Here is a 15,363-nt window from a genome sequence, read left to right on the forward strand (position 1 = left end):
TTTTTAAAAGTATTTAAGAAGGGGGAGTACTTATGGGGAAATCTATTGCAATTTTTAATCAAAAAGGTGGGGTAGGAAAAACAACTACAAATGTTAATCTAAGTGCTAGTATTGGTCAAATGGGGAAAAAAGTATTAGTACTAGATATGGATCCACAAGGAAATACAACAAGTGGATATGGAATTGATAAGAATACTGTAGAAAATACTATTTATGAAGTTATAATAGATGGAGTAGATATAAGTGAAGCTATAATAAAAACTGAGTTTGATAATATTCACATTGTTTCATCTGCTAGTGAGCTGGCAGGAGCAGAAATAGAGCTTGCTAATGAAAAGGATAGAGAATATAAGTTAAGAGATAGTATTGAAAAAGTTAAAGATGATTATGACTATATTTTTATAGATTGTCCTCCATCATTAGGAATGCTTACAATAAATTCATTGACTGCTGTAGATAGTGTACTTATACCAATACAGTGTGAATATTATGCGCTTGAAGGGGTAAGTCAGCTAATGTCTACGTTTCAATTAGTTAAGAAAAGATTGAATCCTGAAATACAAATACAAGGAGTAGTACTTAGTATGTTTGATGGCAGGGCCAATTTATCTATTCAGGTGGTAGAAGAAGTGAAAAAATATTTTAAAGGTAGTGTTTATACAACACTTATACCGAGAAATGTTAGATTGGCTGAAGCTCCAAGTTATGGTAAACCGGTGATTTATTATGATACGAAATGTAAAGGGACATCAGCATATAAAGAGTTAGCAGAAGAATTTATTGAATTAGAGGAGGATGTTATTTAATATGGAAGATAATATACCTAAAAGAAGTAAGAGGTTAGGAAGAGGGCTTAGTGCACTGATTCCAGAGATAAGTGAAGAGGTAGATAAAAAGGATATAAAACAAATTAAATTAAGTAGTATACGTCCAAATAAAAATCAACCAAGAAAAGAATTTAATGAAGAAGGATTAAAGGCTTTATCTGAATCAATAAGAAGGGTTGGTGTTTTGCAACCTATAGTTTTAAAACCTACAAATAAAGATAATTATATGATAATAGCTGGAGAAAGAAGATATAGAGCATCTCTTATTGCAGGAAAAGAAGAAATACCTGCTATTATAAAAGATATACCAGTTAAAGATATAATGGAGATAGCCCTTATTGAAAACTTACAAAGAGAAGATTTAAATGCAATAGAAGAAGCATTGGCTTATAAAAGTTTAATAGATAGTTATAAGGTTACTCAAGAAGAAATATCTGAAGCGGTAGGTAAAAGTAGGCCTCATATAGCAAACACCATCAGATTATTACATCTACAAAAAAAGGTAATAGATATGATTGAAAGTGGTGGTATAACACCAGGTCATGGAAAAGCTCTACTTAGAATAGAAAATGAAAGTAAGCAATTAGAATTAGCTAATAGAATAGTACAAGAAGGTTTGTCTGTTAGGGCAGTAGAAGAAATAGCTAAGAAAATTAGCGAAAACAAAGAAAGTAAAAAATCTGATAAGAAAACTAAAGACATATACATATTAGATGCAGAAGAAAGACTATCAAATATATTTGGAACTAAAGTTAATATATCAAGAAACAAGAAAAAAGGCAAAATTGAAATAACATATAATAATGAAGATGAGTTAAATGATATAATATCTATGATTATGGAAGAAAATTAGTAATTTGAAGGAGATATAATGTTTGATTATATTTCCTTTTTTATTTTTATAAAAGTATTAGTTTAATTATTATAATAATTAAAAACAAAATTTAAGGCATTTTTTATAATAATTTATATTTATAAGTAAAAAGATAATTAGAAAAAAGGGATATTTTAATGGTGTTTTTAATGTAAATATAAGTTATAATTATATTATAAATTAGTCAATACATAGGATAAGGGGGGTGTATATAAAAATGAATATACTTAGCTTAGGGGAAAAAATAAAGAAATTAAGGAAAGAGCAAAATATGACACTAAAAGAGTTGGCTGGAGATAGGATAACTGCAGCACAGATAAGTCATATTGAAAGGGATAAGTCGCATACAAGTTACGAATTGTTAGAGTATTTATCAGACAAACTAGGAGTAAGTGTAGATTATTTATTAGAAACAAAAGAAATGCAATCTAAAAAAATAACAGATAATCTTATTTTAAAAAGTGAGATATATATAAAGTGCGGAGAATTAGAAAAAGCTGAAAATCAAATACATGAAATAATAGAAATATGTAAGCAATTTAAGTTAACTGAAAATTATGGTAAATGCAATAATTTATTAGCTTGCATTTATTTAAAAAGGGAAGACCATTCTACTGCAGTTTATTATTATGAGAAAGCTTTATATTATTTTATAAAAAATGAAGATAAAGAGTCTATATATGATTGCTATATCAATATAGGTAATATATATTCTTTTGATAATTTTTATAAAGGTGCCTTAACTCACTTTATGTTTGCGAAGGAAGTTTTAGATGAGAGTAATATTGAAGATTCAGATATATATAAAGATCTTTATAGTAAAATATCTGAGTGTTTTATGAAGCTAAATCATCCGAATCAAGCTCTAGAATACATAGAAAAAATTGATAGAATAGATAATGAGGATAGTTTACAAGAAGAAGTAGATATACTTGTATTAAAGGCTAAAAATTTATTAAATATTGGAAACTATGTTGAATCAAAAGAATGTTTTAAAAGAGCATTAGAAATAATCGAAAAAGAAGAAAATAAAAATAGAATAGCTAAAGTTTATCTTACAATAAGTAATATTTATTCGGAGCTTGGTGATATAGATAAGCATCTTGAATATTCACAAAAAGTATATGATATTACAAAAAGAGATGAAAACAAGTACATGATGGAAAGTTTATTTAATATGATAGAATCATATGTTCAAAAAGGAGAATATGATAGAGCTCAAGCTTATTGTAAACTTGCCTTAGTTTCATCAATTAAAAATAAAGATAAATATCATGAGTATAAATCTTTAAAATTCTATTCAGATATGTATAAAAATAAAAGAGAAATCAAAATGGCTATTGATTATTTAAATAAATGTGTAGATATTGCTAAAGATTTAGAAGATGAACAGATATTAGCTAAATTATATATTGAATTAGGAAAATTATATTCTGAAATTTCAAAAGAAAAAGAATTAGAATGTTATCAAAAAGGTGTTTTAATTTATAACAAATTAAACATAATTTAAAAAAGTTAATAAAATATAATTTCTAAATTGTTAAATAAAAAATAATTTAGATTACATAAAAATTACCAATAAATGACAAAAATAAATTAATAAGAAATTTACTTTTGTATTATCAGTTGATATAATTATGGTAAGAAAGTAATTTCTTACTATAATTACATCTAAATTTAGAATGTTTTATATTTTAAATTACGGATAACAATATTAAGTAATTTTATTTATTTTTAAGTTAAATAACTAAAAATATATTCTTGCAATTATTTTTAATTCATTTCAATAAAATATAATATTAAGAGTTTTGATTAAATTTGTATTTTATAACTTGTATAAAAATTTAGAGAATTTCTACTAGATTTTCAATTGAAAATGTAAAAATAATGATATTTATTATGTTGGGGGATATATAATATCATATAAAATTTGATAAGTGAAAAATCAAAACTAGCTAGGAGGTTGATTCTTTATGCCAATGGACCTTAACTTGGGTGATATTGTAGAATTAAAAAAACAACATGCTTGTGGATGTAAGGAATTTGAAATAATAAGGGTAGGTATGGATATAAAAATCAAATGTACTCAATGTAAAAGACTGATAATGTTAGATAGACCAACTTTAGAAAAAAGAATAAAGAAAATAATTACTAAGTAGCAATCGCTTTAGTTAAGCAATGATTAGGGGACCTAATTAAAAATTTATATATATATAAAAAGTTAGGTAATTTATAGGGGGTGCTTTAACATGGCAGTAAGATTTGCAGATAGAATGGGAAAGGTAGAAGGTTCAGCTATTCGTGAGCTATTAAAGCTTACAGCTAGGCCAGAAGTAATTTCATTTGCAGGAGGTATGCCTGCTCCAGAATTATTCCCAGTTGAAGAAATGAAGAAGGTTTCAGTTGCAGTATTAGAGGAACAAGGTCAAGTTGCATTGCAATATACTACTACTGAAGGATATCTTCCATTAAGACAAAAAATAGCAGACAGAATGAATAAAACACTTAAAACAAATGTGGGACCAGATGACATTTTAATGACTAGTGGGTCTCAACAAGGTCTTGATTTTTCTGGTAAAGTATTTATAGACAAAGATGATGTAATTCTTTGTGAAAGTCCATCATACATGGGAGCTCTAAATGCAATGAAAGCATATGAGCCACAATTTATTGAAATTGAGACAGATAATGATGGAATGAAAATGGAGGATTTAGAAAGAGTATTAGCTTCAAATGATAAGGTTAAACTTATTTATGTAATACCAGATTTCCAAAACCCATCAGGAAGAACTTGGCCTTTAGAAAGACGTATTAAGTTTATGGAGATAATAAACAAATATGAAATACCTGTAGTAGAAGACAATCCATATGGAGAGTTAAGATTTGATGGAGAAAGTTTACCATCATTAAAATCATTAGATACTAAAGGGTTAGTAATTTATCTTGGTACTTTTTCGAAAATATTCTGTCCTGGATACAGATTGGGATGGACTTGTGCAGCACCAAAAATATTAGAAAAGTTTAATATTTGTAAGCAAGGAGCTGATTTACAAGCATCTACAATAAGTCAAATGGAAGTTAATAAATTCATGGAAATGTATGACTTAGATGCCCATGTTGAAAAAATTAAAGCATGTTATGTGAAGCGTAGAGATTTGATGATAAAAACTATGGAAGAAGAATTCCCAGAAAGTGTTGAATTTACACGTCCTCAAGGTGGCTTATTTACTTGGGTTACATTACCAGAAGGTATTGATGCTGGAGTAATGGCTAAGAAATGCTTAGAAAAGAATGTTGCTTATGTTCCAGGTGCTTCTTTCTATCCAAACGGAGGCGTGATAAATACTTGCAGACTTAACTATTCAAATATGCCTGAAGATAAAATAGTAGAAGGTATTAAGAGAATGGGAGAAGTTTTAAGAGAAGAATTATCTTCTGTATCAAGCGAAAAATAATATTGAACTAAATAGACATTAACTATAAATATTTATAAAAATACAAGTAATTATTATAATAAAAGCAGATAAAGCTACCCTTTATCTGCTTTTTAAATTAAAATGGATAGCTGTTAAGCTATCCATTTGGGAGATTGGGATGAAATATATTTAAGTTATGGGGGCTATATAATTCTATTATTTATCATTGGGATTAAAAATATACATTACTTATATAAATTAAATAAAATAATAACATAAATATAAAATGAAATATAATAAAACTATATAATCTAAAATTCGAGATAAATAAATTGACATAGTTTGTTAGAAGTGATAAAATACATAAGTATGAGAATTTATTCTCATTTCTCTGCTCTGAAAAAGAGGAGCCGTTAAGTCCAAAGGGAGGTGAAATTAATGAAAAATTATGAATTAGTTTACGTTGTAAGACCAAATGCTGAAGATGAAGTTAAAGAAGCTGTATTAAACAAAGTACAAGAAATAATCTCAGCTAACGGTGAAGTTGAAAAAGTTGACACTTGGGGAAACAAAAAATTAGCTTACCCAATAGCTAAATTTACTGAAGGTTTCTATGTGTTAGTAAACTTCAAAGCTTCTGCTGATCTTCCAAAAGAATTAGACAGAAACTTAAAAATAAACGAAAACGTAATAAGACATATGATAGTTGTTGCTTAATTAGCAATTAACTAGTTTTATTATTGAATTAGGATGGTGGTTTTATGAACCATGTAGTATTAGTCGGTAGACTAACTAAAGATCCAGAATTAAGATATATACCTGGAAGTGGAACTCCTGTTGCCAACTTCACTTTAGCTATCGATAGAGATTATGCTAAAAAAGATGGGACTAAAGATACAGACTTTATTCCTGTAGAAGTTATGGGTAAAGTAGCTGACTTTTGTGCTAATTACATCTCAAAAGGAAGATTAGTTGCAGTTCAAGGAACTTTAAGAGTTGATAGATATCAAACTCAATCTGGAGAAAATAGAACTTTTACTAAAGTTAGTGCTAAATCAGTACAAGCTTTAGAGAGCAATAGAAATAGATCTGAAAACCCATACGGAGAAGGTCATCAAGGTTCACAACCGACTTTTGAACCTAACTTCGAGGCGCCACAAGGATTAGATCCTAATGGTTTCCAAGCAATAGATGATGACGAAATACCATTTTAGAAAAGGAGGCGACTTCAATGATAAACAAAAAAAGACGTAGAAAAAGAAAAGTTTGTCAATTCTGTGCTTCTAAAGACGCTAGAATAGACTACAAAAATACTCAAAGATTACAAAAATATGTAACTGAAAGAGGTAAAATATTACCAAGAAGAATATCAGGAACATGTGCTAAACATCAAAGAGAATTAACAGTAGCAATAAAAAGAGCTAGAAATATAGCACTTTTACCATATACATTAGACTAATAACAAGGCCTTTCATTGAACTATTTCAATGTGAGGCTTTTTATATTTGAAGGCGAGCCTGAAGGGCTCGTTTTTTAGTTGTCTTATCTCCTTAGAATTATGATATAATGTTTATATATTGAGGAGGGGACGATTGTGAGAATAGAAAGAGGTTCTGATATTACAAAGAATGTTAAAATAATAGAATGGATAAAAAATGAAATACTAATGAATGTGAGCGATTTATTTAATCTGTTATTTAAGGGAGTAAAATCTATTGATGATTCACTTCAAAATTCAATAGCTAATATAATTATGCTTTCATATCTTTTAGGAAAGAGATTGGGAATTAATTTTGAGGATATAGATTATAAAATAAAAGAAAAAACAAAACAAGGTATTAAGGACGAGCATAGTATAGAAACTTGGTTTGGTGATTTATCTAGTTTGGAAAAACATATTGACAATAGGGAGTGATATAAATTGAACAGAGATTTAAGGCTATCAAAGGTATTACCGATAGTCATTCTAGCTATAATATTAATATTAGTAAGCCTATATGTTCCACAATTAAGTTTATTTTTATTGTTGGCACCTGTACCTTTTGCATTAATAGGTACACTATCTAATGCAAGGAACAACATAATAACACTAATATTAACTCTTGTAGCATTAGTATTTTTTGCGAAACCTGTATATGTAGTAGATATATTTATAAATAGTGTAATACCAGGGATGCTTATTGGTATGATAGGTAAGAAGGTTTTAAAAGAACAAGATAGTAATAAATATGAGCCCATATTTTCAGGTTCGTTAATTTTTATACTTTCTATAGCGGTTCATTATTTTATTTCTAAATATGCATTTAATATAGATTTATTAGACCAACTGTTAAGCATGTTTAATACAAGTTTAGAGGCTCAAAAGAGTCTATTAGAAACTGCCACAGATAGTGATATTTTCAATCCACAAAATATAATGGATACTTTTAGAAATTTAATACCTTCAATATTATTTTTTAGAAGTATGATTTTATCTATGGTTATATATTTAGTTGAAATATTTTCTCTAAAAAAAATGAAATATGGAAATTTATCAGATATAAAGTTTAGGTATTTTTATTTACCGGGAAATGCTATAATGATTTCATTTATGCTATATTTATTAATGATTCTTTTATCATTTATGAATACACCATTGTATACAGAAGCAATTTTTCTTAACTTACAAGTAATATTTAACTTTATGTTTATAGTGCAAGGACTTTCTGTTTGTATTTATTTTATAAAAAAGTGGCTTTCACAAGGAACAGGAAGAAAAGTAGTACTAGGAGCCTTATGTGTAGGGATATTCGGGATAACAGGTATATCGTTTATAGGAATGGTAGATAGTATATTAGATTTTAGAAATGTAAGGGTTTGTAAATCTATATAGGAGGATAGATATGAGGAATAAACCAAGCTTTAAAATAAATATGCCAGAAATAAATATATATATATTGATTATTGGAATAATGAGCTTAATTCTACTTTTCTATAATTTATATATAGGATGTTTATTTTTCTTTGGGTTTATTTATATAGTCTTTCATAATTGGAGGATTGCTAATTTTAGAAAGAGAGAATGGAATAGATACATTCAAAATTTATCTTTAGATATGGATGAAACGACTAAAAAGGCTGTAATGAATCTTCCTATACCGCTATGTATTCTTGAGTTTGATGGTAATATATCATGGTATAATAATAAGTTCTATGAAATGACAGGATCATCTGACTTAATAGGCGAAAATATAGATAATATAATAAAAAACCTTAACTTAAGAAAAGTTTTGAATGAAAACAAAGAGATGTATACTGATGTAAATTATAATGACAGAGAGTATACAGTAATTTATAATGTAATAAAAAATGAACAAAATAATCAAGTAAAATATTTAATGATGCTTTATTGGATGGATAAAACAGATTTCTTATCTCTTAGTCAAAAGTATGAAGAAGAAAAAAATATTATTATGCTCATACAAGTTGATGGATATGATGAAGTATTGAAAAGTACAAGTGAAGAAAAAAGATCTTTAATATCTGTTGATTTAGAAAGGATTCTATCTGGACTTGAAATGTCTCTACATGCTGCTGTGAAGAGAACATCTAAAGATAAGTATATAGTAATTACTAATAAACAAGGCTTATCTAAGTTACAAGAAAATAAATTTACAATATTAGATACAGTAAGAGATATTGATTATGGAAATACTCTACCTGTTACTATAAGTATAGGAGTAGGAAGAGATGGAGAATCCATACATGAGAATTTCCAATTAGCAACAGGTGCTCTTGATTTGGCTTTAGGTAGAGGTGGAGACCAAGCTGTTATTAAAACTAAAGATAAGTTTGAGTTTTATGGTGGTAAATCTAAAGCAGTTGAAAAAACTACAAAAGTTAAATCTAGATTAATAGGGCATGCATTAAAGGAAATAGTATCTCAAAGTAATACAATCTATATAATGGGTCATAAATATCCAGATTTAGATGCAATGGGAGCAGCAGTAGGTATATATGACATATGTAAATCTTTGAAAAAAGAAACACATATTGTATTAGATTCAGTTAATGAGTCTATAGATGAATTTGTTAGCAGGCTTAATAAAAATGAATACTATAAAGATTTATTTATTAGCACAGATGAAGCAATTAAAAACTGTACAAGGGACACATTAGTTATTGTAGTTGATACGCATAGACCGAGCTATACAGAGTGTGAAGAATTATTGAGCATCAGTAAAAAAATAGCTGTAATAGATCACCATAGAAAAGGTGTTGAATCAATACAAGAAACAGTCTTATCATTCCATGAAATATATGTATCATCTACTTGTGAGATGGTTACAGAAGTTATTCAATATTTAGAAGAAGATATTAAAATTAATAAGCTTACTGCAGAAGGTTTACTTGCTGGAATTAGCTTAGATACAAAATTCTTTGCTTTTAAAACAGGAGTTAGAACTTTTGAGGCAGCTTCTTATTTAAGAAAAGTAGGAGCTGATACAACAGAAGTTAAGAAATTATTTAGAACAAATGTGGAAGACTTTAAGGTAAAGGCAGAAATTATATCAAACACCAAAATAATAGATGATAGAATCTGTATTTCTTATGCGAAAACACATACTGACAATGTGAATGTTGTAATTGCTCAAGCTGCAGATGAACTACTAACAGTCAAAAAAATAGAGGCCTCATTTATATTAGGTGAAAAGAATGGGACTATTTTTATAAGTGCAAGGTCATTAGGTAAAATAAATGTACATGTTCTAATGGAAAAGTTAGGCGGAGGTGGACATATGGATATTGCAGGTGCGCAATTAAAAGATGTGTCTATTGGAGATGCTTACACTATTGTCCATAGAATAATTGAAGAGTATTTAAGGGAGGAAGAGTAAATGAAAGTAATATTATTAAAAGATATAAAAGGTACAGGCAAAAAAGGAGAAGTTAAAGATGTAAGTGATGGATATGCAAGAAACTTTTTATTACCTAAAAAGATGGCAGTAGTTGCTGACCAAACAAATGTAAAAGAATTAAATGAAAAAAATAAATCTAAAGAAATAAAAGCTCAAAAAGAATACGAAGAAGCTGTTGAATTAGGAAAGAAAATGGAAGAAATGGCTGTAACTATATATTCAAAATCTGGTGATGGTGGTAGATTATTTGGTTCAATAACTTCTAAAGACATAGCAGAGCAATTAAAGAAACAACATAGTATAGAAGTTGATAAGAGAAAAATAAGCTTAGATGAACCAATAAGAGTACTAGGCTCAAGATTTGTTGAAGTTAAAATACATCAGAAAGTTACAACTAAAATAAGAGTAGACGTAAAAGAAAAACAATAGGCACTAGTTTGAGGTGATAATAATGGAGGATGTGAGCAGAATTCCTCCACATAGTGTGGAATCAGAACAATCAATATTAGGTTCTATTATTCTTGATAAAGATGCAATGATAACTGTATCAGAGACTATAAATTCGGGAGATTTCTATAAGGAAGCTCATAAGATTATATATGAATCAATGTTAAGACTAAATAGTAATAATGAACCAATAGATCTGATAACATTAATAGAGGAATTAAGAAAAGAAGGTCATTTAGATAACGTAGGAGGAATAAGTTATCTAACAAGTCTTTCTACAATAGTTCCTACGACATCTAATGTTAAATATTATGCCAACATAGTAAAAGAAAAATCAGTCATGAGACAACTTATTAAGGCGTCTAATGAGATTATAAACTTAGGGTATGATGGTTCAAGTGATGTTCAGGAAATATTAGATAAGGCAGAAAAAAGTATATTTGATATATCTCAGGAGAAATCTGGTGATGAGATAAAACCAATAAACCTAGTATTACAAGATGCATATGACATGATTGAAAGTCTTTATACTAATAAAAGTGAAGTAACAGGTATTACTACTGGGTTTGCAGATTTAAACAAAAAAATAAATGGTCTACAAAGAACAGACTTGATATTAGTGGCAGCTAGACCTGCCATGGGTAAAACGGCATTTTCCCTAAATCTTGTCCAAAATGCAGCTCTAAAAGGTGATGCATCTGTAGCAGTATTTAGTTTAGAGATGTCTAAAGAGCAGCTTGTTCAACGTATGCTTTCTGCACAGTCTAATGTTGAACTAAGTAAAATAAAAACTGGTACTTTAGGAGAATCTGATTGGCCGAGAATAATAGATGCAATGGCTGTATTATCAGAAGCTAATATTTTTATAGATGATACCCCAGGTATAAAAATATCAGAAATAAGATCAAAATGCAGAAGATTAAAGATTGAGAAGGGGTTAGACCTAATTCTTATAGATTACCTTCAGTTAATGGAAGGAGAAGGGAAGAATGAAAATAGACAACAGGAAATAGCAAAGATTTCTAGAGCATTAAAAATACTTGCTAAGGAATTAAATTGTCCTGTAGTTGCACTTTCTCAGTTATCTCGTTCTCCAGAACTTAGAAAAGACCATAGACCAATATTATCTGACTTAAGAGAATCAGGATCTATAGAACAGGATGCAGATATAGTAATGTTTTTATATAGAGATGAATATTATCATGATGATTCAGAAAAGAAAAATATTGGAGAGGTAATAGTTGCAAAAAATAGACATGGTGAAACTGGAATAGTTGAATTAGTTTGGTTTGGTCAAGTTCAAAAATTTGCAGATAAAGTAAGAGATTTATAAGTGAATATCCACAGAACACTCTTTCTGGGAGAAAGAAAATTGTGGATATTTATACAAATATAGTATTAAGTGTAGTAAATATCGTAAAAAAATATACACAATATCCACAGAATACATGTGGATAACTGTGAATAACTAAATATACCTGTGTAAAAGTCAAAGAATGAGTTGTTTAATAGATATTTCTATCTATTAAACAACTCATAATTGTTTCTAATTAAAAATTTTTAGGGAGGATTAATAAGTGAAAATAAATATGTTTTTCGTATACCCTATGATGGATATAGTAAATGGTGAAAGTAACTTATTTAGAATAGTTGATAATAATTTAAAAGAAACATTAGTAATTTATTTAATAACGGAAAATAATAAATATAATATAAATATGATTAATACTATGACAGGTGAAATTAATAAGATATTAGTAGCTAATGACTCACAAGAACTTGATAGTATAATTCAAGTATTAATTGATAACAAAAAGAAAATAATAAAGGAGAAGGACCTACTATCTGTAGAAAAATACATATTAAATTTGACTAATAACTAAAAAGGTTGAAAGTAAAACGAATATTTGTTAAAATGTATAACGTAAGTGTTCGATTATAATATTTGAAAATAATTGTATACTAAATTTTTATTAATTACTAATTTAGATATATATAACAGAGGTGAAATAAATGAAAACAGTAGCAGTTGTTGGATCTCAATGGGGAGATGAGGGAAAAGGAAAAGTCATTGATTTTCTTGCTACTCAAGCTGATGTAGTAATAAGAGGTCAAGGTGGTAATAATGCAGGACATACGCTAGTTGTAGATGGTAAAAAATTTGCATTAAGACTAATACCATCAGGTATATTAAACCCACAGACTATAAATGTTATAGGAAATGGAATAGTATTTGATCCAAAAGGTTTCTTTGAAGAAATTGAAATGCTTGAAAGTAATGGAATATCTACTAAAAATATAAAAATAAGTGACAGAGCTCATATAGTATTTCCATACCACAAAGAATTAGATGGATTAGCAGAAGAAGCAAGAGGAGATAATAAAATAGGAACAACTAAAAAAGGTATAGGCCCTTGTTACATGGATAAAACAGAAAGATCAGGAATAAGAGTTTGTGATCTTATGAATAAGGAAGTATTTGCTAGTAAATTGAAACTACAGGTTGAGGCTAAAAATAAATTAGTTACAGGGATATATGGAAAAGATCCTATGTTTGATTTTGATGAAATATATAATGAATTTATTGTATATGCAGGAAGAATGAAACCATATGTAACAGATACAACTGTAGTTGTTTATGATGCAATAAAAGCAAATAAAAAGGTGTTATTTGAAGGTGCTCAAGGAACTTTATTAGATTTAGATTTAGGAACTTATCCTTATGTAACATCTTCACATCCAACATCAGGAGGATTCTCAGTAGGTTCTGGAGTAGGGCCTAATATGATAAAAGATGTTGTTGGTATAGTTAAAGCTTATACAACAAGAGTAGGAGAAGGACCATTTGTAACTGAATTATTTGATGAAATTGGCGAAAGAATAAGAATTCAAGGACATGAATTTGGAACAGTTACAGGAAGAGCTAGAAGATGTGGTTGGTTTGATGCTGTTATAGTAAAATATGCAGCTAGAGTTAATGGTTTAACTAGTATATCATTCATGTTATTAGATGTTTTAACTGGATTTGACAAAATAAAAATATGTACAGCATATAAAATGGGAGATGAAATAATACACAACTTCCCAGCTTCATTAGAGGATTTAGCAAAATGCGAGCCAGTATATGAAGAACTAGATGGATGGCATGAGGATATAACTAAAATAGAAAAATATGAAGATCTTCCTGAAAATGCTAAGAAATATATATCAAGAATAGAAGAGTTAATTGATGTAAATATAGACTTAGTATCTGTAGGGCCAAATAGAAATCAAACTATAATAAGAAAGAATATATTTGAATAAAAGACAAAAAAACAGAAATGTTTCACATATAACAAAAATAGTAGAAAACTTACAACAGTTTTCTACTATTTTTTTATATTAGATATTCTATTTTGCCATCTTAAATCTTCACCAATAAATTTAATCATTTGGAACTTATCAAAGATTCTAGAAAAGATTCTTTCGGTATAATTTTCACCTAGTTGTTTAGGTTTTAGATTAGTAGATATAATAGTTTTTTTACCACTCAATAAACGAGTATTTAAAATTATAAATAGTTCACTAATAGTGAAAGAGTTTGTAAGCTCTGTTCCTAAATCATCTATTATTAACAAATCACAATCAAATAAATTTTCATAATCACTTCCGCTAAGATGCTTGTCTGAATTAGTAAATTTATATTGCTCTATTATTTCAAACATTTTAAATGCTGTCTGATATATTACAACATAGCCTTTATCAAGTATTTCTTTTGCTATATAACTAGACATAAATGTTTTACCTGATCCAGGATCACCATAGAATAATAAATTAGTGTCATTATCCTTCTCAAAATTTCTAATAAAATCTTCGCATTTTAATAAAATAGACTGCATATTTTGACGGGGTGAAACTCCTGTTTGAGGATCAACAACATCTGAAAAAATAGAATCATCATATGTGGATTGATTTTGTTTTTCAAGTATTCTAGATAAATTAGACATTTTATATGTTTCGTTAATCATAGCTTGTTTTAAGCAATTGCATTTTTTACCGTTTGGTAAAAAGCCTCTATCTTTACAAGTACTACATTCATATTGTATATCCAAATACCATTTTGGAACTTTGTATGAGTTTAATAAATCTTGTTTTTGTTTTTGCAATTCACTTATTTTATTTTTAGATTGCAAACAAAGTTCTTCTTTATTAGAAGGATTTTTAAGTACAAGCCTCATCATTTCAAGACCTACTTTATTTATTTTATCTTCTATTTCTCTTACTTGTGGAATTTGTTTATATACATCTTCTTTTCTTTGCTCTAAATCTTTTTCTGCATTATCTCTTTTTCTTTCATAATCAATTAGTATGTTTTTTAGAGTTGAGTCTCTCATTAAATCACCATCCTACTAGAATTTCCCTTTTTGGCTTTCTTGAAGTATTTTTTCTAATTCTTCATCACTATAATTATTATATCTTTCACTAATATTATGGAATCTAGTTTTTACCTTAGGTGCTGAAATATTAGTAGAAGATGCATTTTTCTTTTGTTGTTTTTTTAGATAAAACTCTTCATCAGCTTTTTTAACATCTTCCAAAGTTTTTACATTTTCTTTTTTGTATCTTTGTATAATTTTATCTATATAAGATATTGATGGATTTGAAGTATTTTTTGATTTGCTACAAGCCTCCAATATTACTTCTATGTCCATATTATATTTATCTAACCAAGTATCCATAATCCTTTTTTCTTCAGTACCGGGTTGTCTAGAAAACCCTAAAGATTTAAATATAAGTCTATGAATATCGTAGCGTTCTTTGTCTTTTATAATATTATTTTCAATATCTTCTCTAGTGTACAAGCCTAAGTCATACCAATTTCTAAGTATTCCCTCTATATAATTAAATGTTTTAGGAACACC

17 protein-coding genes are annotated in these 15,363 nt (G+C 28.0%); 15 read left to right on the forward strand and 2 right to left on the reverse strand.

Annotated features, from left to right (window positions below):
• Window positions 1-32: 32 nt before the first annotated feature.
• The 15 genes from J7G74_RS08665 to J7G74_RS08735 all read left to right on the forward strand — a co-directional run bounded on the left by J7G74_RS08665 (window position 33) and on the right by J7G74_RS08735 (window position 13,765).
• Window positions 33-806, forward strand: coding sequence for a ParA family protein (locus J7G74_RS08665; RefSeq protein WP_297134182.1), 774 nt, complete (start codon window positions 33-35; stop codon window positions 804-806).
• 1 nt (window position 807) lies between these two features.
• Window positions 808-1,680, forward strand: coding sequence for a ParB/RepB/Spo0J family partition protein (locus J7G74_RS08670; protein ID WP_297134183.1), 873 nt, complete (start codon window positions 808-810; stop codon window positions 1,678-1,680).
• A gap of 238 nt (window positions 1,681-1,918) precedes the next feature.
• Window positions 1,919-3,211, forward strand: coding sequence for a helix-turn-helix transcriptional regulator (locus J7G74_RS08675; protein ID WP_297134186.1), 1,293 nt, complete (start codon window positions 1,919-1,921; stop codon window positions 3,209-3,211).
• A gap of 463 nt (window positions 3,212-3,674) precedes the next feature.
• A complete protein-coding gene (locus J7G74_RS08680; RefSeq protein WP_297134188.1) occupies window positions 3,675-3,860 on the forward strand; it encodes a DUF951 domain-containing protein in 186 nt (61 codons plus the stop codon).
• A gap of 90 nt (window positions 3,861-3,950) precedes the next feature.
• A complete protein-coding gene (locus J7G74_RS08685) occupies window positions 3,951-5,156 on the forward strand; it encodes an aminotransferase-like domain-containing protein (protein WP_297134190.1) in 1,206 nt (401 codons plus the stop codon).
• A gap of 399 nt (window positions 5,157-5,555) precedes the next feature.
• Window positions 5,556-5,834 (forward strand): 30S ribosomal protein S6, encoded by a 279-nt coding sequence (gene rpsF, locus J7G74_RS08690; RefSeq protein WP_297134193.1) that lies wholly within the window; start codon window positions 5,556-5,558, stop codon window positions 5,832-5,834.
• Between the two features lie 44 nt (window positions 5,835-5,878).
• Window positions 5,879-6,331, forward strand: coding sequence for a single-stranded DNA-binding protein (gene ssb, locus J7G74_RS08695; RefSeq protein WP_297134194.1), 453 nt, complete (start codon window positions 5,879-5,881; stop codon window positions 6,329-6,331).
• A 17-nt stretch (window positions 6,332-6,348) separates the two neighbouring features.
• A complete protein-coding gene (rpsR, locus tag J7G74_RS08700) occupies window positions 6,349-6,576 on the forward strand; it encodes a 30S ribosomal protein S18 (protein ID WP_187295888.1) in 228 nt (75 codons plus the stop codon).
• A 135-nt stretch (window positions 6,577-6,711) separates the two neighbouring features.
• Window positions 6,712-7,032 carry a MazG-like family protein gene (locus J7G74_RS08705; RefSeq protein WP_297134199.1) on the forward strand — a complete coding sequence of 107 codons (321 nt, stop codon included), beginning with the start codon at window positions 6,712-6,714 and terminating at the stop codon, window positions 7,030-7,032.
• Between the two features lie 6 nt (window positions 7,033-7,038).
• Entirely contained in the window at window positions 7,039-7,989 is a 951-nt protein-coding gene (locus J7G74_RS08710) for a DUF2232 domain-containing protein (protein WP_297134202.1), read from the forward strand.
• Window positions 7,990-7,999: 10 nt separating this feature from the next.
• Window positions 8,000-9,994, forward strand: a complete 1,995-nt coding sequence (locus J7G74_RS08715) for a DHH family phosphoesterase (RefSeq protein WP_297134205.1) — start codon at window positions 8,000-8,002, stop codon at window positions 9,992-9,994.
• Window positions 9,995-10,444, forward strand: a complete 450-nt coding sequence (rplI, locus tag J7G74_RS08720; protein ID WP_297134208.1) for a 50S ribosomal protein L9 — start codon at window positions 9,995-9,997, stop codon at window positions 10,442-10,444.
• Between the two features lie 22 nt (window positions 10,445-10,466).
• Window positions 10,467-11,795, forward strand: a complete 1,329-nt coding sequence (gene dnaB / locus J7G74_RS08725; protein ID WP_297134210.1) for a replicative DNA helicase — start codon at window positions 10,467-10,469, stop codon at window positions 11,793-11,795.
• A 244-nt stretch (window positions 11,796-12,039) separates the two neighbouring features.
• The gene (locus J7G74_RS08730; protein ID WP_297134213.1) at window positions 12,040-12,345 is read left to right on the forward strand and encodes a hypothetical protein; all 306 of its coding nucleotides are present in this window, start codon (window positions 12,040-12,042) and stop codon (window positions 12,343-12,345) included.
• Window positions 12,346-12,475: 130 nt separating this feature from the next.
• Window positions 12,476-13,765: an adenylosuccinate synthase gene (locus J7G74_RS08735; RefSeq protein WP_297134215.1), complete on the forward strand. Its 1,290-nt coding sequence runs from the start codon at window positions 12,476-12,478 to the stop codon at window positions 13,763-13,765.
• A 65-nt stretch (window positions 13,766-13,830) separates the two neighbouring features.
• On the opposite strand, the gene J7G74_RS08740 is transcribed toward J7G74_RS08735, so the two are convergent.
• Both J7G74_RS08740 and J7G74_RS08745 read right to left on the reverse strand, forming a co-directional pair.
• The gene (locus tag J7G74_RS08740; RefSeq protein WP_297134217.1) at window positions 13,831-14,835 is read right to left on the reverse strand and encodes an ATP-binding protein; all 1,005 of its coding nucleotides are present in this window, start codon (window positions 14,833-14,835) and stop codon (window positions 13,831-13,833) included.
• Between the two features lie 15 nt (window positions 14,836-14,850).
• On the reverse strand, window positions 14,851-15,363 hold a 513-nt coding region (locus J7G74_RS08745), incomplete at its 5' end, for a DnaD domain-containing protein (RefSeq protein ID WP_297134220.1).

This window comes from Terrisporobacter sp. (assembly GCF_017888745.1).
Taxonomy (GTDB): Bacteria; Bacillota; Clostridia; order Peptostreptococcales; family Peptostreptococcaceae; genus Terrisporobacter.